The 20,151-nt window shown below is 59.8% G+C and carries 21 protein-coding genes; 7 read left to right on the forward strand and 14 right to left on the reverse strand.

All coding sequences use genetic code 11. The features are described from left to right. Positions 1–22: 22 nt before the first annotated feature. From AB5Y47_RS04010 to AB5Y47_RS04020, 3 genes are all read right to left on the reverse strand, one after another. A complete protein-coding gene (locus AB5Y47_RS04010) occupies positions 23–463 on the reverse strand; it encodes a DUF2489 domain-containing protein (protein ID WP_043153541.1) in 441 nt (146 codons plus the stop codon). 11 nt (positions 464–474) lie between these two features. Further along, a complete protein-coding gene (gene yihI / locus AB5Y47_RS04015; protein ID WP_279976827.1) occupies positions 475–1,056 on the reverse strand; it encodes a Der GTPase-activating protein YihI in 582 nt (193 codons plus the stop codon). 800 nt (positions 1,057–1,856) lie between these two features. Further along, positions 1,857–2,474, reverse strand: coding sequence for a cytochrome c (locus AB5Y47_RS04020; protein WP_042882257.1), 618 nt, complete (start codon positions 2,472–2,474; stop codon positions 1,857–1,859). Between the two features lie 143 nt (positions 2,475–2,617). On the opposite strand from AB5Y47_RS04020, the gene yihA reads away from it, so the two are divergent. Beyond that, complete coding sequence (yihA, locus tag AB5Y47_RS04025; protein WP_041212162.1) at positions 2,618–3,271, forward strand: ribosome biogenesis GTP-binding protein YihA/YsxC; 654 nt, start codon at positions 2,618–2,620, stop codon at positions 3,269–3,271. A gap of 980 nt (positions 3,272–4,251) precedes the next feature. Here the strand turns inward: yihA and aroE are convergent. From aroE to AB5Y47_RS04060, 7 genes are all read right to left on the reverse strand, one after another. Beyond that, the gene (gene aroE, locus AB5Y47_RS04030) at positions 4,252–5,073 is read right to left on the reverse strand and encodes a shikimate dehydrogenase (RefSeq protein WP_069652936.1); all 822 of its coding nucleotides are present in this window, start codon (positions 5,071–5,073) and stop codon (positions 4,252–4,254) included. A 103-nt stretch (positions 5,074–5,176) separates the two neighbouring features. After that, the gene (gene hemF, locus AB5Y47_RS04035) at positions 5,177–6,085 is read right to left on the reverse strand and encodes an oxygen-dependent coproporphyrinogen oxidase (protein WP_103244068.1); all 909 of its coding nucleotides are present in this window, start codon (positions 6,083–6,085) and stop codon (positions 5,177–5,179) included. Positions 6,086–6,185: 100 nt separating this feature from the next. Further along, positions 6,186–6,746 carry a Sua5/YciO/YrdC/YwlC family protein gene (locus AB5Y47_RS04040; RefSeq protein WP_323951092.1) on the reverse strand — a complete coding sequence of 187 codons (561 nt, stop codon included), beginning with the start codon at positions 6,744–6,746 and terminating at the stop codon, positions 6,186–6,188. 278 nt (positions 6,747–7,024) lie between these two features. After that, positions 7,025–7,582 carry a type I DNA topoisomerase gene (locus AB5Y47_RS04045; RefSeq protein WP_045522424.1) on the reverse strand — a complete coding sequence of 186 codons (558 nt, stop codon included), beginning with the start codon at positions 7,580–7,582 and terminating at the stop codon, positions 7,025–7,027. A gap of 55 nt (positions 7,583–7,637) precedes the next feature. Continuing rightward, positions 7,638–8,111 (reverse strand): DUF494 family protein, encoded by a 474-nt coding sequence (locus AB5Y47_RS04050; RefSeq protein ID WP_010672510.1) that lies wholly within the window; start codon positions 8,109–8,111, stop codon positions 7,638–7,640. Further along, the gene (gene dprA, locus AB5Y47_RS04055; protein ID WP_368219865.1) at positions 8,104–9,219 is read right to left on the reverse strand and encodes a DNA-processing protein DprA; all 1,116 of its coding nucleotides are present in this window, start codon (positions 9,217–9,219) and stop codon (positions 8,104–8,106) included. The genes AB5Y47_RS04050 and dprA overlap by 8 nt, the downstream gene beginning before the upstream one ends. A 1-nt stretch (position 9,220) precedes the next feature. Further along, a complete protein-coding gene (locus AB5Y47_RS04060; RefSeq protein ID WP_323953308.1) occupies positions 9,221–10,309 on the reverse strand; it encodes a LysM peptidoglycan-binding domain-containing protein in 1,089 nt (362 codons plus the stop codon). 110 nt (positions 10,310–10,419) lie between these two features. Here AB5Y47_RS04060 and def point away from each other — a divergent pair, with 110 nt between their 5' ends. The 5 genes from def to AB5Y47_RS04085 all read left to right on the forward strand — a co-directional run bounded on the left by def (position 10,420) and on the right by AB5Y47_RS04085 (position 16,229). Beyond that, the gene (gene def, locus AB5Y47_RS04065) at positions 10,420–10,932 is read left to right on the forward strand and encodes a peptide deformylase (protein ID WP_010672507.1); all 513 of its coding nucleotides are present in this window, start codon (positions 10,420–10,422) and stop codon (positions 10,930–10,932) included. Positions 10,933–10,944: 12 nt separating this feature from the next. Next, the gene (gene fmt / locus AB5Y47_RS04070) at positions 10,945–11,889 is read left to right on the forward strand and encodes a methionyl-tRNA formyltransferase (RefSeq protein ID WP_045522430.1); all 945 of its coding nucleotides are present in this window, start codon (positions 10,945–10,947) and stop codon (positions 11,887–11,889) included. 60 nt (positions 11,890–11,949) lie between these two features. After that, complete coding sequence (rsmB, locus tag AB5Y47_RS04075; protein WP_239052766.1) at positions 11,950–13,242, forward strand: 16S rRNA (cytosine(967)-C(5))-methyltransferase RsmB; 1,293 nt, start codon at positions 11,950–11,952, stop codon at positions 13,240–13,242. A gap of 74 nt (positions 13,243–13,316) precedes the next feature. Further along, entirely contained in the window at positions 13,317–14,693 is a 1,377-nt protein-coding gene (gene trkA / locus AB5Y47_RS04080; protein WP_368219866.1) for a Trk system potassium transporter TrkA, read from the forward strand. Positions 14,694–14,786: 93 nt separating this feature from the next. After that, a complete protein-coding gene (locus tag AB5Y47_RS04085) occupies positions 14,787–16,229 on the forward strand; it encodes a TrkH family potassium uptake protein (protein ID WP_010672503.1) in 1,443 nt (480 codons plus the stop codon). An 82-nt stretch (positions 16,230–16,311) separates the two neighbouring features. On the opposite strand, the gene rmuC is transcribed toward AB5Y47_RS04085, so the two are convergent. Both rmuC and AB5Y47_RS04095 read right to left on the reverse strand, forming a co-directional pair. Continuing rightward, a complete protein-coding gene (gene rmuC, locus AB5Y47_RS04090) occupies positions 16,312–17,643 on the reverse strand; it encodes a DNA recombination protein RmuC (protein ID WP_160837014.1) in 1,332 nt (443 codons plus the stop codon). After that, a complete protein-coding gene (locus tag AB5Y47_RS04095; RefSeq protein WP_010672501.1) occupies positions 17,640–17,855 on the reverse strand; it encodes a hypothetical protein in 216 nt (71 codons plus the stop codon). The genes rmuC and AB5Y47_RS04095 overlap by 4 nt, the downstream gene beginning before the upstream one ends. A gap of 137 nt (positions 17,856–17,992) precedes the next feature. Between AB5Y47_RS04095 and AB5Y47_RS04100 the strand changes: the two genes are divergently transcribed. Continuing rightward, positions 17,993–18,505, forward strand: coding sequence for a ferredoxin-type protein NapF (locus AB5Y47_RS04100; protein WP_010672500.1), 513 nt, complete (start codon positions 17,993–17,995; stop codon positions 18,503–18,505). 52 nt (positions 18,506–18,557) lie between these two features. Here AB5Y47_RS04100 and AB5Y47_RS04105 read toward each other — a convergent pair whose 3' ends face one another. Both AB5Y47_RS04105 and AB5Y47_RS04110 read right to left on the reverse strand, forming a co-directional pair. Beyond that, a complete protein-coding gene (locus tag AB5Y47_RS04105) occupies positions 18,558–19,010 on the reverse strand; it encodes an Rrf2 family transcriptional regulator (protein WP_010672499.1) in 453 nt (150 codons plus the stop codon). A 275-nt stretch (positions 19,011–19,285) separates the two neighbouring features. Further along, positions 19,286–20,125, reverse strand: coding sequence for a PfkB family carbohydrate kinase (locus AB5Y47_RS04110; protein ID WP_041212154.1), 840 nt, complete (start codon positions 20,123–20,125; stop codon positions 19,286–19,288). Positions 20,126–20,151: the final 26 nt, after the last annotated feature.

Here is a 20,151-nt window from a genome sequence, read left to right on the forward strand (position 1 = left end):
TTCCTCTGTCTTTGTCATGGGCTCACCGGCTTAACTGAAAATCCTTCAGTCTGGCGACATCCTCAAGGATCTGCGCCTCCAGCTCGGCCTCGTAGCCGCTGCGTTCGAGATCCATCTTCATCACTTCATTGCGCTTGAGTGCCCGCCTCGCCTCATGGGTCGGCATCTCCTTCACCTTCTCATAGAGGCCGTAGAGCCCCGGGAACTCGGTGGCAAAGGCGCGGCCCCCCTTTATTTGCAAGGCATCCAGCAGATTGGTCAGCCGAATGGCACCTTCTGAGTAGTCGCACTGACCATCTCGTACCGCGTGGGCGATCACCCTGACACTCTCCAGGATCCGCTCGTTGCGGGCCGTAATGGCGTGCTGCTGCATCTCTTGCTGGCGTTTGAGACGCGCCATCAGGGTGCCGGCATAGACGGCCAGCCCCAGCAAAATCAGGCCACCCAGCAGGGCGGCCAGCATCCATCCACTCATCACTTTTTCTTCGGCTCGGGTTTGGCTTCAGGCTGGTAGTCTGCCTGAGAGAAACGTTCCCACAGCTCCTCTTCGGAGGCAGGCTGACTCGGCTCGTCAAAATCGGCATCATCAAAATCCATGTCGCCATCTTCGTCATCGCCGTTGTCGATGATACCGAGCTCGTCCATCAGCTCCTGATAACGGTCAACCCGCTGATCGACCCATGCCTGCTCTGCGGCCTCCAGGGTTTCACCGGCATCCAGACGATCCAGCAAGGCATTGAGGCGATCATCATTCTCGATGGACGCCAGCTCCTGCTCGGGGGTCATCACCACCCGCTTCTCTTTCGCAGGCTTGGTCGCCACCGGCTTGCTGCCCTTCTCGTCGGCAATCAGCGCGATGGGCTTGCGAGAGCCGATGCGTGGATCCTTGGCCTGCTTGGAGCCGCTCTTTTTGCCCGCCTGCTCGACCTGTTGGCGGGAGCCCGCCTTCAGGCCCTTGCGCTTGGCGGCGCGCTTGCGCTCACGACCTTCCTGAGCACTGGCATCTGATTCTTTGCGCTTGCCGGTAGGCTTGCGGTTGGGTTGTTTGGCCGACATGAATGACTCCGACAAATAACTGAATGGAAACCCCCGGAGCGTGTCGTCCGGGGAGGATGCTGAAGCGGGGAACAGTAAATATGGAACAAGAGTGGGATCCCGCACCAATTCGACCACTTTGGGCCGCTGAACACCGCAGGATCGGCATCCTCTGGGCATGTTGCTGGTATTTTGACACAGAATGTCTTGGCGGGTTAATGACCCAATAGAAAAAAGGCAGCCGAAGCTGCCTTTTTCCATCATGCGAGTTCCATTCCCTGGTAGCCAATCGCCTTATCCCTGGGCGAACCACGGCGCATCATTTCGTTGGATCATCCTGATCCTTATTGACCAGTCCTGAGTGTGCGTGTGTTTGTTTGTCTAACCCAAACCGGCGGCATCCTGCCTCCCATCGGGGTGGTTGCCTCCCGCAGCCCCGCTCATCCCTGGCGGTCACCATCCTGGCTTTTTGCATCTATTGCTCATCGCATGCTCCGAGCAGACATCCTGTCAAACCGAAGACGGGTCTTGCTCCCTCTCTCCGGCCAATCCTGATTGCCTACTGTAACTTCTTCGCTGGATGACTCAATCAACCAAAGCACATTTCGAACTGGTACAAAGTAATGTTCTATTTCTTAATTCATTGAAAAACAAAAAATAAAATAATATACGTGAGCAATCTTTCAGACACGACCAGCCCCGTATATAGAAGATCTCTTACAGCAATGCAGGCTGTTTACAGGCGATCGCTACAACCTCAAAAAAGAACAGGGAACACAATGGTTCCCTGTTCTTTTCAACAAGATAACGAACAGTCTATATCAGTGAAGCCCCGCCACATACTTGGAGAGCGCCTCGATGTCCTGATCCGTCAGCTTCTTGGCCACATCCCGCATCATGCCATTGGGATCGTTGTCGCGGGTCGCCGAACGAAAAGCGGTGAGCTGGGCCTTGATATAGGCGGGATGCTGCCCTGACAGGCTGGGATACTTCGCTTGCTCGACGCCGGAACCCCGTGGGCCATGACAGGCGGTACAGGCGGCCAGGCCTCGCTCCATGTCTCCCCCCATATAAAGCGCCTTGCCTGCGGCAACCACATCATCGGGCACGGCAACCGGCGTCACCTTCTGGCTGGAGAAATAAGCGGCAAGATCGTCCATATCCTGCTCGGACAACGGCAACGCCATGGGTCCCATGACGGGCGCAACCCGACCAGTTTGGCCAGAAGCTGCAGCCTTCAGTTCAACTAATTGTTTTTTGATATATGATGCGTGCTGACCAGCAATCTTGGGATACATGTCGACTGGGCTGTTGCCGTCCGGTCCATGACAGGCCGCACAGACGGCAGCCTTGGTTTGTCCCGCAGCGGCATCGCCCTTGGCTTGTGCCATCCCAGTTACGCCAACCATCAGAGCAAGTGTAATGACTAGGTTCTTCATGGCGTTCCAACTTTCTCGTTATTAGGCTTCCAGATCCCATGCCGCTGAAGGCATGTTAAAATAAACGCGTTCAAGCGACGCCATTTTACACTATTTCACAAAAAAGTAACTCTATAACCCTCTATCTCTATGGGGAATTTACGTTGGATACACAAACTCTGAATTTCAATAAGGTGCATTTTGTGACCAGCGCACCCGACATCCGCCACCTGCCAAATGATGGGGGTGTCGAGATTGCGTTTGCCGGTCGTTCCAACGCTGGCAAATCGTCTGCATTGAATACCTTGACCAAACACAAGAACCTGGCGCGAACCAGTAAGACCCCTGGCCGTACTCAGCTGATCAACCTGTTTGAGCTGGAACCGGGCAAACGCCTGGTTGACTTGCCTGGCTATGGATATGCCCAGGTTCCGCTGGAAATGAAGCTCAAGTGGCAAAAGTCACTGGCTGAATACCTGCAGCGACGGGAGTCCCTGAAAGGTCTGGTGATCCTGATGGACATCCGCCATCCGCTCAAGGAAACCGACATGAACATGCTGGAATGGAGTTCACACCGTGAACTGCCGGTGATGCTGTTGCTGACCAAGGCGGACAAGTTAAGCCCGGGGCCCCGCAACAACCAGGTGATCAAGGTTCGTCAGGCGGTGGCAGAACTGGGCCCACAGATCCAGGTTGAAGCATTCTCTTCTCTGACCAATATCGGCGTCGAGAAGCTGGCCCAGACCCTGAGCGGCTGGTATCTGTCCGAAGCAGACAACGCCCAGGCAGACGACGAAGATCATCAGAACGAGGAGTAAACGACTCCTCTCCCTGGCTGCAATTGGCGGAGTTGGACCTCCGCTGATTGAAAGGCTTTCATGATCCCCCCATCTCCGAGCCCTTTCTCCCCGCCTTCGCCACCTCTGAAGAAAAACCTCAAAAAATATATTTAAATCATACTGATAGCATGTTTCGACGCGAAAAGAATTAACTAATCATCAACCTGATACCGTTTTCATGGATATCGAGTAAAAAATCAGAGTTGAAGGCTGTAACAAACGAAACTGAAATTTAATTACATTATGAGGCAATATAGGGATAAAAATGAGGCCGGTCTTGCCATTGCAAACCGGCCTGAAGAAATGAGTTCAAAAATTTGGGAAAAAGCGAGTTCTCGAGAACAAAGACGATTGGTTTTCCTCAAGAAACGCCTTCATTTTAACAAAGAACGGCAACATTTAAAGCATTTACTCTAAATGTTGCTCATAAAAAAACGCCCCGACGATTACTCATCGGGGCTGCTATTCAGCCACATTCAATTACGTGAAATAAAAGGTCTGAAAGATAGAACATCTTACCTCTGTACCCTACGCCGACAACTGTACAGCAAAGCAGCAGAAAGTGAAAGTAATTTATGTAATTTAGTTTCAAAGATAGGGAAGAGAAAAAATATTCATAATTTTCATGCAGATAAAAAAATCCCCAGTACGAATACCGGGGAGTTATAAAGGTGACTAGCTAGCACTTCCTCAACTATCCAGTTAGTCAGCAGTCCGTTACAGAAGTTCCGCTGCTTTGAGAAAAAACTCAAAAAAATTCTGCGAGTGACGGCAAAGTAAAAGTAACTTATTGTTATGCAATGGTTTTATAAAAATGGCACCTGTTCTGCCACACACCCACCGCAGAACGACCGTTTCACATCACACGTGCCGTGCCGCATCACGAGGGAGCCCTTATCCAGAGATGCAGAATCTCTACATCAGACCTGCCGACAGCCCAATAGAACGCACAAGCTGGTTCACACGACGCCCAGATTGCGCTGCAACTCTCTCAATACCTGCTTGGTGCCGGGCCGGATCCCTCGCCATACGGTAAAGGCCTCAGCAGCCTGCTCGACCAGCATGCCCAATCCATCCATGGTATGGCGCGCGCCATGTTGTTTGGCCCAGCCGATGAAGGCTGTGTCCGTTGCGCCATACATCATGTCGTAGATCGCGATGTCCGGGTGGATAAGGGTTGGCGCCAAAGGTGGCAACTCTCCTTGCAGACTCGCTGAGGTGGAATTGATGATGAGATCGAACGGCCCCACCAGCTGTTCATAGGATTGAGCCGTGATGCTGCCCAGATCCCTGAACTCCACAGCCAGCTGTTCCGCCTTGGCATGGGTACGGTTGACCACGACAATCTCGCCCGGCGCTTCCGCCAGCAGGGGGGCCAGGGCGCCACGAGCAGCGCCACCGGCCCCCAGAAGCAGGATCCTGCTACCGGCAAGGTTCACTCCGTGAGCCTTGAGATCGGCGACCAGCCCGGCGCCGTCGGTATTATCACCCAGCAACACGCCATCATCAGTCAGTTTGATAGTGTTGACCGCTCCTGCCCGCTTGGCCCTGGGGCTCAGCCGCTCCACCAGCACGAAGGCTTGCTCCTTGAAAGGTACGGTCACGTTGCACCCCTTCCCTCCTTCGGCGAAGAAGTGGTTCAGAGCGCTGGCAAACTCATCGACAGCCGGTTCTGCCAGACCATACTCCAGCGCTTGCTGGGTCTGCCTGGCAAACAGGGTATGAATGAAGGGAGATTTGCTGTGGCGCACGGGGTGGCCAAAAACCAGATAACGATCCATCAAGGCGTTCCTTTTGAGAGCAATATCCCGATTTAACGGGTTTTCTCATGAAGGGACAAGCCGAATATCGGCCAATAAGAAGAGGCCATCATGGCCCCTCTGGTCACAACCACTCGCGCGGTTTGAGGTAGTCGCTGTAGAGCAATGCCTCCGGGCTGCCAGCCTCCGGCTGCCAGTCGTACTCCCAGCGCGCCAGCGGCGGCATCGACATCAGGATGGATTCGGTGCGCCCCCCCGTCTGCAGTCCGAACAGGGTCCCGCGGTCGTAGACCAGATTGAACTCCACGTAGCGGCCACGGCGATAAAGCTGGAACGCCCGTTCCCGCTCCCCATAAGCAAGCTCCTTGCGTCGCTCGACAATCGGCAAGTAGGCCGCTAGGTAACCCTCACCCACTGCACGCATGAAGGCAAAGCAGTCGGCAAAGGGCCAGCGGTTCAGGTCATCGAAGAAAAGACCACCCACCCCGCGCGTCTCGCCCCGATGCTTGAGGAAGAAGTAACGATCGCACCAGGATTTGAACTCGGGATAAATGTCGGTGCCGAACGGCTGACAGAGCTCATGGGAGACCTGATGCCAATGCCTCACGTCCTCTTCGAACGGATAGAAGGGCGTCAGGTCGAAGCCGCCACCAAACCACCAGATCGGCTCCTCCCCCTCTTTCTCGGCGATGAAGAACCGCACATTCGCATGGCTGGTCGGTACATAGGGATTATGCGGGTGGATCACCAGCGACACCCCCATGGCCTCAAACCTGCGGCCAGCCAGTTCGGGACGATGTGCGGTCGCGGATGCCGGCATGGCATCGCCATAGACATGGGAGAAGTTGACCCCACCTTGCTCGATCACCGCCCCCTGGCGCAGCACCCGTGTTCTACCGCCACCACCACCTTCGCGACTCCAGGCATCTTCCACAAAGCGCCCGCATCCATCGGCCTGCTCCAGGCCACGGCAGATATCATCCTGCAATTGCAGCAGGAAGGCTTTTACCTGGGCCACATCCGGTTTGCTCATTTTATCTCCTGTCAGACAGGCATCATGCATGCACTGCCTGCACTTCTCGTATTGTCATGACCTCATCGCACAACCTGCATGAAACAGGGCCGTGCCCAACTCAGGATGGGCGAATGATGGCCCCGGTGCGGGCGTCCTTGATTTCGGACGGGTTGGCTTGCCCCCCGACTTCGCCGGGCAGAATGTAAGCCAGCTGGCTTGCCAGCAGATCGCCAATATCAGCCACCCGGCGAGCGGGTTCCTCACCGGTGAGATTGGCACTGGTGGACACCAGCGGTTTGCCAAATGCCCGGCAAAGCCCTTGCACCTGGGGATGGCCTGTGACCCGCACCGCCAGAGTCTCGAACTGACCGGTCAACCAGGACGGCGTCGTCGCGCGAGCGGGCATGATCCAGGTGAAGGGACCAGGCCAGCTCGCCTGCACGCGAGCAAGCTGCTCATCGCTGAGCTGGCTCAGGTCGATGTAGTCCTGCAATTGCGCCAGATCTGCCGCGATCAGGATCAATCCCTTCTCCACCGGCCGCTGCTTGATGGCCAGCAGCCGCTGCACGGCGGCTTCGGAATCAGGATCACACCCCAGACCAAACACGGCTTCAGTGGCATAGGCGATAACCCCTTCTCCTTGAAGGGCGGCAATCGCTTGTTCAAATTCATTTGGCATAAGCACATGCGACAGCCACGCTGCCGCCTCTCATCACTGGATTGTATGTTGAACCGACATGACGGCATCGGGGCCATCACTGCTGCGATATGGGCTATATCCCTGCTCCTCTTCAGTCATGCATTTCGGTTCAGACGCTTGAGTGCATCAGTGAACCGAGCAACCGCAGGGAGCTTGAGATGGCGATCAGGTCAGGATCAGGGCAAGTTGGGCGATGTGCATCGGCTCACAACCTCACGCTGACCAGCAATCCGCCTGCCTGATCATGGGCGGCGAGATTATACCCGCTCAATCTGGTGGGAGCATTTCTTTTGCGGGCAGACCCAGCGCAGGTTTCCCCGCACCTTCTTCTCGATCATGATGCCCCAGCCACACTCGGGACAGGGTATGGGAACCGGCTTGTCATTCACCACATACTTACAGTGAGGATAGGCGTCACACGAGTAGAACTGTTTGCCATAACGGGACGTGCGGCTCACCAGATGACCTTTGCCACACTCCGGGCAGAGGATTTGGGTATCGTCACTCTCCTGAAGGGATTCGATATGCTGACAGGCCGGGTACTGGGTACATCCCACAAACAGACCGTAACGACCCTTCTTGATGGCCAGTGGATGGCCACAATCCGGACAGGACGACCCCTCGAGCACTTTCTCTATGTCGCGGCCAGAGGGGGTGAGGGAGCGAATGTAATCGCAAGCGGGATAGGCTGAACAACCAAGGAAGGGACCGTGCTTGCCCTGGCGGATCACCAGTTCAGCACCACACTGCGGGCACGGCTCGCGCTCGAAGGCATGTTCGTGGGCAGAGAAGAGGTGGTGATCGATCTTTGACATGGGCCGCGCCTTGAAATCCAGATGGCCTGAATTCTACCAGCGCGGCACCGGGCTGTCAGTGGATGACGCCGTCCGACTCGTCAAACACCAGCTCTTCCATCTGCTGGTAGGCGTTTTCACTGCCTGGCACATTGAACAGCACCATCATGACGACCCACTTCAGATCGTCCAGCTCGATGTCCGGCTTGTCCAGCTCGAGCAACCGTTCGATGCAGATTTCACGGGTTTCGGCATTCAGCACTTGCGCCTGCTCCAGGAACAGCAGGAAACCGCGACATTCAGTACTGAGGCGAACCAGCTCCTGCGGCGCATAGATCCGCATAGAGCCCTGCTGGCTTGCGGTGACATAGACTTCCCGCTCGCTGTCGTGCAGGTTGGCCAGTCGCTCCAGCCAGTTGAGCGCTTTCTCGATCTCGTCCTTGTCGAAACCGGCCCGGCTCAGTTCGTCGGTGAGTTCATCCTGCTCGACCATCACATCTGCATCGCTGTGGATGTAGGTCTCGAAAAGGTACATCAATACATCAAACATGATTCGCCCTCCTCGCTCTGACGTATCCACCGGCTACCGCCATCACTGCACCAACCAGCTCCAGCTCTACCAACCTGCCCAGTACGACATCGACAGGAAGCCGGGCCCGTTCGGCAACGGTATCCACGCTCGTGGTCTCATAATCTACGTTATCCAACAAATCGGCATAAGGCAATTCGCTATTATACTGCGCCTCGGAAGAACCGTTGACTGGTCCGGGGGGCAAGACCAGCCTTGGAAACTCTTCCAGGATATCGGCGACATTCAAGACCAGCTTGGCACCCTGTTGAAGCAGACGGTTGCAGCCTGCTGCCTGTGCATTTTGCGGGGCGCCGGGAACGGCAAAGACCTCGCGGCCCTGCTCCAGCGCATAACGGGCCGTGATGAGCGAACCACTCTGTTCTGCCGCTTCCACCACCAGTGTCCCCAGCGACAGACCACTGATGATACGGTTGCGGCGAGGGAAGTGTTCAGCCAGGGGGCCTTGCTGGGGCGCCAACTCGGAAACAAGCAGACCTTCCTGCTCGAGGATCTGCATCGCCAACCCCTGATGACGCTTGGGGTAGAGACAATCCAGACCGGATCCCAGCACCGCCAGGGTGATTCCGCCCGATGCCAGCGCCTGCTGATGGCAGACGCCATCGATGCCCAACGCGAGGCCGGAGGTGATCGCCAGACCACAGTCCACCAACTCGGCACACAAGCGTGTCGCATTGTCTTTGCCAGCATAGGTGGGGTGGCGGGTACCCACCATCGCCAACTGTGGCAGGGAGAGGGATGAGACGTTCCCGCGGCAGTAGAGCAAGAGCGGGGCGCCGGGGATCTCTTTGAGCAGGGCAGGATATGCGGGGTCATCGGGACAGAGGAGGTGATTGCCGGGCTCGGCGGCCCAGCTCAATCCCTGCTCCACGACAGGAAGAGGCCATCTCATCTGCTGAATCTGGACACTCTGCAGACCAAGAGCTCGGAGGGCGCCATCGTCTGAGTCAAACAGAGTTGTGATGTCACCACCCACATGAGCCAACAGGCGAGCGGCGGTGACCGGGCCTATGCCTGTAACGGCATCCAGCGTCAGCCATAGCGACAACCGCTCCAGTGGCAAGGACACGTCAGAAATTACTGACCTGATAACCAGAGCCGACCAGATCCTGACTCTGCAGGATAAGACCGTAACTCAATTTGTCGTAGACCTTGAACAACATGACTCTGGCAACGGCCTCGGCAGGCAGCGATGACTTGCCGGCAGAATAGAACGCCTTGTCATAGACGGATGAATATTCCCGGTATGACACCTTGCCATTCTTGTCTACCATCTCGGCTCCCGGGCGCAGGATCTCGAGCACATCGCCCGGGGCCACCTGATCACGCTCCCCCTTGTTGATGAGTACCACATCAAATTTGCCCCCACCATGTACCTTACTCGGCAGCTCGATCACATAGCCGGGAGAAATGGAGGGTGCCGCCTTTGGCATGAACACGGCAGTGATGCTCTCCTGCGACGGCAGCGGCATCACCTTGTCGCCCTGATACACCTCACGCCGGTTATGGGTCAGCGTCACTTTGGTGGTGTCGTGGGCAAGGTACTCCTCTGCCCGCACCGTGCCGACAAAAATCGCCTCCTGACCGAGCGACTCGCCAGTATGCTTGTCCTTGTATGCCACCCCCGGGCGATAGAGGCCATAACTCTGGCCCGGGTTCAAGGCTCCTTTCACATAGAGAATGTCGCCCTCCAGCATCCCGACATGCTTGTCATTGTTGCCGAGCACATAGGGCAAGTCCTTGCTCTGCTGGCTATTGGCCAGAATGTGGTCGGTCTGCAGGAAGGGCGCTATCTCACTCAGAGGCAGGGTCGGTATGGGATTGGCCTTGTTTTCATAGCGGTTCTTGGGCGAGAGACGGATGACCTGTTTGCCCCCCTGACTGGCTTTGCCGAGCCGAGGCTCACCATTGACCCAGCTCAGGTGCAGCACGTCACCGGGATAGATCCAGTGGGGATTGGCGATCTGCGGATTGATGTTCCAGAGGCGTGGCCAGAGCCAGGGTTCGGCCAGATACTGGCCCGAGATATCCCAGAGGGTGTCCCCTTTTTGCACCACATAAGTCTCGGGGTAACCGGATTTGAGCGTCAACTGCTGTGCCATGGCGCCACCGGCCAGGGCTGTCGCCAGGCAGGCGACGACGATTTGCTTCAGATACATAACACTCCCTGTTACTTCTGCACGCAAAGTGTTGCTGTTTTTTGTCGGCGTAAATGACTAGAATTACGTCAATATTGACTGCGTTTATATGAAACTAAAGAAAAAAAATTATGGCCATTCTAGATGTATTGCGTTTCCCCGATGAGCGTCTGCGCACAGTCGCGGCCCCTGTCGAAGCCTTTACACCCGAGTTACAACACATTGTAGATGATATGTTCGAAACCATGTACGCGGAGGAAGGCATCGGCCTGGCCGCGACCCAGGTCGACATTCATCAGCGCATCATCGTCATCGATGTCTCCGAGAACCGCGAAGAACAACTGGTGTTGATCAACCCGGAGATCCTGGAGCAGTCCGGCAGCACCGGCATCGAAGAGGGCTGCCTCTCCGTGCCCGGCAACCGTGCTCTGGTTCCGCGCGCCGAGTGGGTCAAGGTCAGGGCGCAAGATCGCCACGGCAACACCTTCGAGCTGGAAGCGGATGATCTGCTCGCCATCTGCATCCAACATGAGATGGATCATCTGGTCGGCAAGCTGTTTGTGGATTACTTGTCCCCGCTCAAGCGCCAGCGCATTCGTCAGAAGCTGGAAAAGATGGCCCGTGAAGATCGCAAAGTCCTCTGAGGATCCGCTCCATTGAACAAGCTGAAACTGATTTTTGCCGGTACCCCCGACTTCGCCGCCCGTCATCTGGCGGCGTTGTTGTCTTCCGGCCACGAGGTCGTCGCCGTTTATACCCAGCCGGACAAACCCGCCGGTCGCGGCCAGAAGCTCACTGCCAGCCCGGTCAAGGAGCTGGCGCTGGCCCACGATCTGCCGGTCTATCAACCTGCCTCCCTGCGCAATGAAGCGGCGCAGGCCGAACTGGCCGCTCTGGGTGCCGATCTGATGGTCGTCGTGGCTTATGGCCTCATCCTCCCCAAGGCGGTGCTCGATACGCCGCGTCTGGGTTGCATCAACGTGCACGGCTCCCTGCTGCCGCGCTGGCGCGGTGCCGCCCCGATTCAACGCTCCATCTGGGCGGGGGATGCCGAAACCGGCGTCACCATCATGCAGATGGACGTGGGGCTGGACACCGGCGCCATGATCCGCAAGGTAACCTGTCCCATCGCCAGTGATGAGACCTCTGCCAGCCTCTATGACAAGCTGGCCGGTCTGGGCCCGCAGGCACTGGTCGATACCCTGGACGCCATGGCTGCCGGCGACACCGCCGCCGAGCCCCAGGACGATGCGCTGGCCAACTACGCCGAGAAGCTCTCCAAGGAAGAGGCCCGCATCGACTGGTCGATGGACGCCGTTGCCATCGAACGCTGCATCCGCGCCTTCAACCCCTGGCCCATCAGCTGGTTCGAGGTCGCCGGACAGACCGTCAAGGTGTGGCAGGCCGAGGTCGTCGCACAGGATCACGGCCAGGCAGCCGGAACCCTGCTCAAGGCCGACAAGCAGGGGATCGAGGTTGCCACCGGTCAGGGGGTGCTGCGCCTGCTGACCCTGCAACCTCCCGGCAAGAAGGCCATGTCCGTTTCGGATCTGCTCAACTCTCGCCGCGACTGGTTTGAACCTGGCACGCAACTGATTTGATCTGGATTGAATTGACACAAGCGGGGCCCTGGCCCCGACTTGTGCATCTAAGGTAACGCTATGAAAACACGCGCACAGGCTGCTCTCGTCATTCAACAGGTGCTGGATCAGGGCCAATCTCTCTCCGCCGTTCTGCCTGCTGCCCAGGAGAAGGTCGCCCCTCGCGATCGCGCCCTCCTGCAAGAACTCTGCTACGGCACCCTGCGCTGGCTGCCCCGCCTCGATGCGGCGGTCAGCGAGATGATGGACAAGCCGCTCAAGAACAAGAGCCGCATCTTCCACTACCTCATCCTGGTCGGCCTCTACCAGCTCATCTATACCCGCATTCCGGCTCACGCCGCCGTGGCCGAGACCGTCAACGCCGTCAAGCTGCTCAAGGGTTCTTCCCTGCGCGGCCTCATCAACGGCGTACTGCGCAACTTCCAGCGCAGCGCCGAAGTGATCCTGCTGCGCATCGACCGCGTTCCCAGCGTCCGCCTCGGCCACCCCGAATGGCTCACCAAGCGCCTGCGTCAGGCCTATCCCGATGACTGGGAGTTCATCATGGAGGCCAACAACCAGCGCCCGCCCATGTGGATCCGCAACAACAGCCAGCGCCAGAGCCGCGAGGCCATGCTGGCCCGCATGAGCGAGGTGGGTATCCCGGCCATGGCCGGTGTGGAAGGGGAAGATTGCATCCTGCTGGAGCGCCCCTGCGACGTGACCAAGCTGCCCGGCTTCGAGCAGGGTGACTGCTCGGTGCAGGACGGTGCCGCCCAGCAGGCCGCCGCCCTGCTCGATCCCCAGCCGGGCGAGTGGGTGCTGGACGCCTGCGCCGCCCCCGGCGGCAAAACCGCCCACCTGCTGGAACGCCAGCCGGCCCTTGCCGGCGTGGTTGCCGTCGACGCCGATGACAACCGCCTCAAGCGGGTGCAGGAGAACCTGGATCGCATCGGCCTTCAGGCCCAAGTGATCCACGGTGATGCCAGCACGCCGGAGCTGTGGTGGCCACAGGGGCAGTTCGACCGCATCCTGCTGGATGCCCCCTGCTCCGCCACCGGCGTCATCCGTCGTCACCCCGACATCAAGTGGTTGCGCCGGGATCAGGACATCCGCGAGCTGGCCGAGCTGCAACGCCGCATTCTCGACGCCCTCTGGGGCAAGCTGAAGCAGGGCGGCACCCTGCTCTACGCCACCTGCTCCGTGTTGCCGGAAGAGAACCGGGAGCAGATCCGCGCCTTCCTGGCCGATACCCCGGATGCCCGCTTGGTGCCGTTGCATGCAGAAGACACCCCGGCCTGTCCGGGTCGCCAGTTCCTGCCCGGCGAGGCGGAGATGGACGGCTTCTACTATGCCAAGCTCATCAAGCTGTAGGCCGAACCGGCGGATGGCAGGCCCGGTGACGGGCCGCCTCATTACGAAGCAACAACCTTGAGTAAGATAGCCTTATGAAAATCATCATTCTGGGCGCAGGTCAGGTGGGGGGCACCCTGGCCGAAAATCTCGCCGGCGAGAACAACGACATCACCATCGTCGACACCGACAGCGAGCGCCTGCGCGAACTGCAGGACAAATTCGACCTGCGGGTGGTGAACGGCCACGGCGCCCATCCCAGGGTGCTGCGCGAAGCCGGCGCCCAGGATGCCGACATGCTGGTCGCCGTCACCAACAGCGACGAGACCAACATGGTCGCCTGCCAGGTCGCCTACTCCCTGTTCAACACCCCAAATAAGGTGGCGCGCATTCGGTCCCCCGCCTATCTGGTGGAGCGGGATCGCCTGTTCCTGCCCGAATCCGTCCCCGTGGATCACCTGATCGCCCCCGAGCAGTTGGTGACCGACTACGTGCGTCGCCTGATCGAGTATCCGGGGGCGTTGCAGGTGGTGGATTTTGCCGACGGCAAGGTGGGCCTGGTGGCGGTCAAGGCATATTACGGCGGCCCCCTGGTGGGCAATGCGCTCTCCACCCTGCGGGAACACATGCCCAACATCGAAACCCGGGTCGCCGCCATCTTCCGCCAGGGGCGCTCCATCCGTCCCCAGGGCACCACCATCATCGAAGCCGATGACGAGGTGTTCTTCGTGGCCGCGGCGGGCCATATCCGCGCCGTGATGTCGGAGCTGCAACGCCTCGAGAGCCCCTACCGGCGCATCATGATCGTCGGCGGCGGCAACATCGGCGCCGGCCTTGCCCGCCAGCTAGAGAAGCGCTACAGCGTCAAGCTTATCGAGCGCAACCAGAAGCGGGCGGAGCAGCTCTCCGAGCACCTGGAACACACCATCGTCTTCTGCGGCGATGCGGCGGATCAGGAGCTGCTGGCGGAGGAGCACATCGACCAGATCGACGTCTTCATCGCGGTGACCAACGAGGATGAGGCCAACATCATGTCGGCCCTGCTCGCCAAGAAGATGGGGGCCAAGAAGACCATGGTGCTGATCCAGCGCGGCGCCTACGTGGACCTGGTACAGGGCGGCTCCATCGACATCGCCATCTCCCCCCAGCAGGCCACCATCTCGGCCCTGCTGACCCATGTGCGCCGTGCCGACATCGCCAACGTCTACAGCCTGCGCCGCGGGGCGGCCGAAGCCATCGAGGCGATCGCCCACGGGGACGAGAACACCTCCAAGGTGGTGGGCAAGAAAGTGGGCGAGCTCAAGCTGCCCCCGGGCACCACCATAGGCGCAGTGGTGCGGGGTGATGAGGTGCTGATCGCCCACGATCGCACCCAGATACAGCAGGATGACCACGTGGTGATGTTCCTGGTGGACAAGAAGTACATCCCGGAAGTGGAGCGTCTGTTCCAGCCCAGTCCCTTCTTCCTGTAAGCCGGCCATGTCTCTGGCAACGGTATCCGGACCCGGCCCTTTTTCTCAGGAAAGGTCCGGGTCTTTTTTCAATCAACGACCAGGTTTTCTTGCATGATCAAGCTGCATCCCATCGTCTTCACGCTCGGGCTGGTGCTCTCCAAGCTGGCGCTCTTCATGTGGCTGCCCACCCTGCTGGCCCTGCTGACCGGTTCGGAAGGTTTCGTCGAATTTCTCAAGTCGGTCTTGATCACCCATGGTGCCGCCCTGCTCTGCCTCCATTACGGTCGCAAGGCAGAGTTTCACCTCGGCGTGCGGGAGATGTTCCTGCTCACCACCTCGGTCTGGGTGGTCGCCTGCGTCTTCGGGGCCCTGCCCTTCGTCTTCATCACCCATATCGACTTTGCCGACGCCTACTTCGAGACCATGTCGGGGGTCACCACCACGGGATCCACCGTGCTGTCGGGGCTCGACGGCATGGCCCACAGCATCCTGCTGTGGCGATCCATCCTGCAGTGGCTGGGCGGAGTCGGCTTCATCGTGATGGCGGTGGCGGTGCTGCCCTACCTCAACGTCGGTGGCATGAAGCTGTTCCAGACCGAGAGCTCAGATTGGTCCGACAAGAGCGCCCCCCGCGCCAAAACGGTGGCCAACAACATAGTGCTGGTCTATCTGGTACTCTCCATGCTCTGCTTCCTCGCCTACTGGGTGAGTGGCATGAACCTGTTCGAAGCGGTCAACCACGCCATGACGACCCTCAGCACCGGCGGCTACTCCACCTCCGATCAATCCATGTCCCACTTCTCCCACGCGGCGCACTGGATAGGCACCCTCTTCATGTTCCTCGGTGGCCTGCCCTTCCTGCTCTATGTGCAGGCTCTCTCCCGCCGTGACAACAGCCTGTTCAAGGATGCCCAGGTGCAGGGCTTCTTCTGGCTGATCGTCTGGGTGACCCTGGTCGTCACCTTCTATCTCTGGGTGAGAGACATCTACGGCTTCATGGATGCCTTGCGCATCAGCAGCTTCAATATCGTCTCCGTGCTCACCACCACGGGTTTCGGACTCGGCGACTTCGGCACCTGGGGCCCGCTCACCACCATTATCTTCATCATCCTGCTGGCACTCGGCGCCTGCTCCGGCTCCACCTCGGGCGGGCTCAAGATCTTTCGGGTCCAGGTGGCCTTCGCCCTGTTCAAGAAACAGATGCGCCAGCTGATGCACCCCTCCGCCGTGTTTCCCCAGAAGTACAACGGCCGTCCGGTCAACGACGCCATCATCCGCTCCCTGATCTCCTTCGTGCTGGTCTACTTCGCCATCATCCTGCTGATCGCCGCCCTGCTCGCCGCCATCGGGCTGGACCCCCTGACCGCCATCTCGGGCTCCATCACCGCCGTGGCCAACGTGGGCCCGGGCATGGGGCCTGTCATCGGTCCCAGCACCAACTTCGCCAGTCTGCCGGATGCGGCCAAGTGGATACTGTCGTTCGGCATGCTGCTGGGACGCCTCGAGATCCTGACGGTGGCGGTGCTCTTCTTCCCCTCCTTCTGGAAGCAATAAGCAGCCGTCCAGGCTGTTGCATGAAACGAAAAGGGCAGCCAATGGCTGCCCTTTTCGTTGTCCCGGCGAATGACGACTCCCCTCAGTCCGCCGACTCCTCCCGCTCCAGCGCCCTGTCCACCAGCGCGTCCGGCAAGGGCTTGGTCACCTCGACCCCCAGCTCGCGAAAGCGCTCAGCCTGGGCGATCAGGTTGCCACGACCGTTGACCAGCCGGCCCATCGCCTTGTCGTAACTCTCCTGCGCCTTGTGCAGGCTGCCCCCCATCTGCTGCATCTCCTCCACGAACAGCCGCAGCTTCTCGTAGAGGCGGCCGGCCCGCTCCGCTATCTGGCGCGAGTTCTGGTTCTGCCGCTCGTAGCGCCACAGGTTCTCTATGGTGCGCAGCGCCACCATCAGGTTGGTAGGGCTCACCAGCAGGATGTTGTGTTCCAGCCCGTAGCGCACCAGGGAAGGGTCCGCTTCCAGGGCAGCGAGGAAGGCAGGCTCCACCGCCACGAACATCAGCACATAGTCCAGGGTGCGCACCCCGGGCAACTGCTGGTAATCCTTGCGGCCCAGCTCGCGGATATGGTTGCGCACCGAGGCGACGTGCTCCTTGAGCGCCACCGCCTTCTCCAGATCGTCAGCGGCGTTGTACCAGCGCTCATAGGCGGTCAGCGACACCTTGGCGTCGATGATGATGTCCTTCTCCTGGGGCAGGTGGACGATGACGTCGGGCTGGTAGCGCTTGCCCTTGTCCACCTCGATGTTGACCTGGGTGTGGTACTCATGCCCCTCGCGCAGGCCGCACTCGGAGAGGATCCGCGCCAGCACCACCTCCCCCCAGTTGCCCTGCTGCTTGCTGTCGCCCTTGAGGGCCCGGGTCAGCGCCGCCGCCTCTTCGGTCATGCGGGCGTTGAGCTCGGCAAGGCGCTCCAGCTCGAACTTGAGATTGTGGCGCTGGGCCGTCTCCTGGGCGTGGGTCTCTCCCACCTGGCGGCGAAAGCCCTCCAACTGCTCCTTGAGTGGAGTCAGCAGGAGATCCATGCTGTTCTGATTCAGTTCGCGGAAGTTGCCGGCATTTTGTTCAAAGATACGATTGGCGAGGTTCTCGAACTGCTGACTGAGGCGCTGCTCAGCCTCTTGCTGCAACTGCAGCTTCTCGGCGCTGGCGATGCGTTCGCTGCGCAGAGTCGCCTCGGCCTCCTTGAGGCGGGCGGTGAGCTTGAGCAGCAGGGTCTGCTGCTGATCCAGCTTCTGCTGAGCCAACATCTTCTCGTCCTGCAGCGCGTCCCAGCGATCCTGCAACCCCTGATAACGCTCCTCCAGCAGCAGCGCCTCTTCACGGCCGCTGCGTCGCCCCCACCACCAGCCGAACAGCAGCGCCAGCCCGCCAGCCAGCATGGCAGGCCACCAGGTCAGCAGCGGGGTCATCGGCGCCCCCGCTGGCGCAGGAAGAGTTCGAGATAGCGGTTGAGCAGCAACCAGATCAGCACATAGAGCAGATAGGCCGCCAGCACCACCCACTTGTGGCTGTTGACCCCGGTATCCAGTTCACTGAACTCGATACCCTTGAGATGGCAGTAGGCCCACATCAGCAGGGGGAAGACATAGAGCAGAGAAGCACGCCACAGAAATAGCCACATGAGTTCATTCAATCCCGCAAAAAGACCCGCCTAGCTTACACAAGGGCAACCCGGCTTGCGATCCTGCCCGCCGCTATTCTCTGGCTTGCCGGCCTAAAACTGGATAAAATTAACCCCTAATAGGTATAGAGGTGGGCATGACGCATTTTTTCTGTCGCTGGCTGGCACACGCATGGGGGAGCCCCCGCAGACCCGAGGTGGTCTGCCATGAGGCACGCCCGCCCTGGGCCATCGACGAGTCCCAGTTCCTCACCCTCTGCACCCGTTGTGGCGACTGCTTCAAGGCGTGTCCCAACGGCCTCATCAAGCCCGCCGATCGCCCCGAATATGACGGCAGCCCCATCGCCGGTACCCCAGTGCTGGATCTCGCCTGTGGCCAGTGCAGCTATTGCGGCAGCTGCGCCAGAGCCTGCCCCACGGGCGCACTGGATCTCTGCCTCGGCCGTCAGGTGCAGACCCGGGTCAGGATAGAGGCGAGCTGCCAGGCCCGTCAGGGCTACTACTGCCTGCTGTGCGAAGACGCCTGCCCCCAGCAGGCGATCAAGGTCGGCAGCGAGGGAGTGACCGTCAACATGGCCGCCTGCGATGGCTGCGGCGCTTGCGGCCTCGCCTGTCTGCACGGAGCCATCACCCTTGTGCCCCAGCTCTGACCGCTGGCAATGACAGAGGGGCCCGCAGGCCCCTCTGTCATTCACCGTGGCATCATGCCATGGTCAGAATATTATCCTGCTCTATGCCGAGAAGGTGGCACAGACGAGTGGGATCCCGCACCGCATCCGCCAAAGTGTACTCCCCCAGCACCTCCAGGAAGGCGTGCATGGCGCGGCGCAGAATGCCCTGGATGCGGCAGCCCCCGGAGAGACGGCAGTTTTCGCGCTTGCAGTCCACCGGGCAGAGCACGTGCTCCATGTCCATCACCACATCGCGCAGGTTGATGGAGACGGCGGCACGGCCGAGGCGGATGCCCCCATGCTTGCCACGCACCGTCTCGATGTAACCTTTGATGCCGAGCTGATGCACTATCTTGACCACGTGATTGCGGGAGATGGCGAAGGTGTCGGCCACTTCCGTGATGGTCGACAGGCGATCACCGGGCTGGATGGCCAGGAAGGTCAGGGTACGCAGGGCGTAATCGGTAAATCGTGTCAGTTGCATGGTCGCACTTGCCTCTTACTACAAGCCAGAAATCAGGACGACAGCCGGTGGCCAAAGAGGGGGTCTGCACATGCGTGCGCACGGGATGGGCTTCTTCGACCGAGTCGTGAAGTCACAAGGGTAAGAGCAGCCCGGGCGGGTGTCGACGAAGATGTACATAAATCGACACTTTCTTTGATTGATCGCAAACTTGCCGCCTCAGCGAGGGGTTTTGGCGGTTTCCGTCGACAAACCCCCACCTCCTCTGCCATCGCCGGAGCCGTTGTCCGGCGAGTTCAGTGGGGCTGTTTCAGCCAGTTGCGCAGCGCCTGGGAGGGGATGGAGCTCTCGGAGGCCACCGCGAAGGCGCCCCAGTCCACGGCGCACTGCAGCGCATCGGCCATGGCCATGCCCCGCGCAAGACCGTGGATGAGACCGCCCGCGAAGGCATCCCCCGCCCCCGTGGTATCCACCACGGAGACCGGTCGCGCCGCCACCCTGACCTGCTCCTCCCCGTGAATGGCCACGGCGCCCGCCTTGCCCTCGGTCAGCACCAGCCATTCAAGCTGCTCCCCCGCGAGCTGGCGGGCATGCTGCCAGGGGTCGCTCACCTCGCCGAGATCGGAGCGGGAGGCCACCAGCACGTGGCAGGGGCGGCGGGCCTGCCCCCCCTTGGGATACTGGGCCACCACGAAACTCTTGGCGAGCATCTGGCGCATGTAGCCCACGATGGCGGTGCCCGGATAGTTCACATAGAGGCAGTCCACCCCTTCGGTCGGCAGATCCCCCGGCAGATCCGGACGACGTGGGCGCCTGAGGATGGTGCGCTCACCGGTGGCGTCCACCAGCACCAGCAGCTCGCCGGTCTCGCCGCCAAAGCGTTCCACATGGCTGCAATCCAGGCCGTATGAGGCCGCCTGCTCCAGCAGCCAGTCACCGGTGTCGTCCAGCCCGACCCGGGAGGCGATGATCACCTCGTGCCCCGCCCACACCAATCCGATGCCGGTATTGGCGGCGCCGCCGCCGAGCCTGCGCCCCTGATCCACATATTGCAGCCGCGCCCCCGCCACCAGGGGTTCGGCCAGGGAGAGCACATGATCACAGTTGAGATTGGCGAGCAGCAGGATGCGGGACATGGAAACCTCGGCGGGAGGAGGCCGAC

Origin of the sequence: Aeromonas sp. R7-2 (assembly GCF_040908105.1) — a bacterium.
Classification (GTDB): Bacteria; Pseudomonadota; Gammaproteobacteria; order Enterobacterales; family Aeromonadaceae; genus Aeromonas; species Aeromonas caviae.

Coding starts and splice junctions, on each gene's coding strand:
- rsmB (WP_239052766.1), top strand. CDS start 11,950: ATGAAAACACGCGCACAGGCTGCTCTCGTCATTCAACAGGTGCTGGAT.
- AB5Y47_RS04060 (WP_323953308.1), bottom strand. CDS start 10,309: ATGTATCTGAAGCAAATCGTCGTCGCCTGCCTGGCGACAGCCCTGGCC.
- yihI (WP_279976827.1), bottom strand. CDS start 1,056: ATGTCGGCCAAACAACCCAACCGCAAGCCTACCGGCAAGCGCAAAGAA.
- AB5Y47_RS04085 (WP_010672503.1), top strand. CDS start 14,787: ATGATCAAGCTGCATCCCATCGTCTTCACGCTCGGGCTGGTGCTCTCC.
- AB5Y47_RS04040 (WP_323951092.1), bottom strand. CDS start 6,746: ATGCCAAATGAATTTGAACAAGCGATTGCCGCCCTTCAAGGAGAAGGG.
- trkA (WP_368219866.1), top strand. CDS start 13,317: ATGAAAATCATCATTCTGGGCGCAGGTCAGGTGGGGGGCACCCTGGCC.
- AB5Y47_RS04010 (WP_043153541.1), bottom strand. CDS start 463: ATGCTGGCCGCCCTGCTGGGTGGCCTGATTTTGCTGGGGCTGGCCGTC.
- rmuC (WP_160837014.1), bottom strand. CDS start 17,643: ATGACCCCGCTGCTGACCTGGTGGCCTGCCATGCTGGCTGGCGGGCTG.
- AB5Y47_RS04095 (WP_010672501.1), bottom strand. CDS start 17,855: ATGTGGCTATTTCTGTGGCGTGCTTCTCTGCTCTATGTCTTCCCCCTG.
- def (WP_010672507.1), top strand. CDS start 10,420: ATGGCCATTCTAGATGTATTGCGTTTCCCCGATGAGCGTCTGCGCACA.
- AB5Y47_RS04020 (WP_042882257.1), bottom strand. CDS start 2,474: ATGAAGAACCTAGTCATTACACTTGCTCTGATGGTTGGCGTAACTGGG.
- AB5Y47_RS04050 (WP_010672510.1), bottom strand. CDS start 8,111: ATGTTTGATGTATTGATGTACCTTTTCGAGACCTACATCCACAGCGAT.
- AB5Y47_RS04045 (WP_045522424.1), bottom strand. CDS start 7,582: ATGTCAAAGATCGATCACCACCTCTTCTCTGCCCACGAACATGCCTTC.
- aroE (WP_069652936.1), bottom strand. CDS start 5,073: ATGGATCGTTATCTGGTTTTTGGCCACCCCGTGCGCCACAGCAAATCT.
- AB5Y47_RS04110 (WP_041212154.1), bottom strand. CDS start 20,125: ATGTCCCGCATCCTGCTGCTCGCCAATCTCAACTGTGATCATGTGCTC.
- AB5Y47_RS04105 (WP_010672499.1), bottom strand. CDS start 19,010: ATGCAACTGACACGATTTACCGATTACGCCCTGCGTACCCTGACCTTC.
- AB5Y47_RS04100 (WP_010672500.1), top strand. CDS start 17,993: ATGACGCATTTTTTCTGTCGCTGGCTGGCACACGCATGGGGGAGCCCC.
- hemF (WP_103244068.1), bottom strand. CDS start 6,085: ATGAGCAAACCGGATGTGGCCCAGGTAAAAGCCTTCCTGCTGCAATTG.